This window comes from Rhizobium skierniewicense Ch11 (assembly GCF_023757665.1).
Taxonomy (GTDB): Bacteria; Pseudomonadota; Alphaproteobacteria; order Rhizobiales; family Rhizobiaceae; genus Agrobacterium; species Agrobacterium skierniewicense.
On sequence record NZ_RXPG01000028.1, the window covers coordinates 1 to 1540 of the forward strand.

The following is a 1540-nucleotide window of genomic DNA, read 5'->3' on the forward strand; positions in this document are numbered from 1 at the left end:
GGTTGCAGCATTCGCTCCAACCCAGATCGCTGCCATGACAACCGACCAGCTTCAGTCCTTCAGCTCCGACAACATCGCCGCGCTGACGACAAAGCAGGCCGCTGCCCTGACCGCCGCACAGGTCGCAACCCTCAGCTCTGCAGAACTCAACAGCTTCGAAACAGCCGAGATCAAGGCTCTGACTGCAAGCGCTCTGTCCGGCATGACAACCGATGCCGTCGCAGGCCTCACCACGGCGGCCCTCACGGCCTTCAGTGCAACACAGGTCGCAACACTGAGCACAGCACAGATCGCATCGCTCAAGTCCGACCAGATCCAGGAACTCACAACCGACCAGATCAAGGCCCTGACGGCCAATCAGGTCGCGGCTATCACGACATCCTCGATCGCAACCTTGAAGACGGAGCAGGTCGCCGCACTCTCCAACAAGCAACTGGTCGCATTGTCCACCGATCAACTGCAGGCCTTCACCTCAGGCAACATCGCAGCCCTCACCACCTCACAGGCTGGTGCCCTGACCGCTGCACAGGTCGCAACCCTCAGCTCTGCCGAGCTCAACAGCTTCGACACAGCCGAGATTGCAGCCCTCAGCGTCGCCTCCCTCTCCGGTATCGACTCCTCGACACTGGCGAGCCTCTCGACAGCCAACTTTGCGGCCCTCAGCGCCGCGCAGGTCGCAAAGCTCTCGACAGCACAGATCGGGGCCGTCACATCCGCACAGCTTGACGTTCTGACCACAGGCCAGATCGCAGGACTGTCTGCAGCACAGATCAAGACCATCACGACATCGGCCCTGGCGGCTCTCGACAGCACCCAGGTTGCAGCATTCGCTCCAACCCAGATCGCTGCCATGACAACCGACCAGCTTCAGTCCTTCAGCTCCGACAACATCGCAGCCCTGACGACAAAGCAGGCCGCTGCTCTCACCGCCGCACAGGTCGCAACCCTCAGCTCTGCTGAACTCAACAGCTTCGAAACAGCCGAGATCAAGGCTCTGACCGCAAGCGCTCTGTCCGGCATGACAACCGATGCCGTCGCAGGCCTCACCACGGCGGCCCTCACGGCCTTCAGTGCAACACAGGTCGCAACACTGAGCACAGCACAGATCGCATCGCTCAAGTCCGACCAGATCCAGGAACTCACAACCGACCAGATCAAGGCCCTGACGGCAAATCAGGTCGCGGCTATCACGACATCCTCTATCGCAACTTTGAAGACGGAGCAGGTCGCCGCCCTCTCCAACAAGCAACTGGTCGCATTGTCCACCGATCAACTGCAGGCCTTCACCTCAGGCAACATCGCAGCCCTCACCACCTCACAGGCTGCTGCCCTGACCGCTGCACAGGTCGCAACCCTCAGCTCTGCCGAACTCAACAGCTTCGACACAGCCGAGATTGCAGCCCTCAGCGTCGCTTCCCTCTCCGGTATCGACTCCTCGACACTGGCTTCGCTCTCGACAGCTAACTTTGCAGCCCTCAGCGCCGCTCAGGTCGCAAAGCTCTCGACAGCACAGATCGGTGCCGTCACATCCGCACAGCTT

At 60.9% G+C, this 1540-nt stretch carries 1 pseudogene; it reads left to right on the plus strand.

The window, feature by feature from the left end:
• Positions 1-1540, plus strand: a pseudogene (locus EKM04_RS16610) (beta strand repeat-containing protein); the annotation flags it as partial.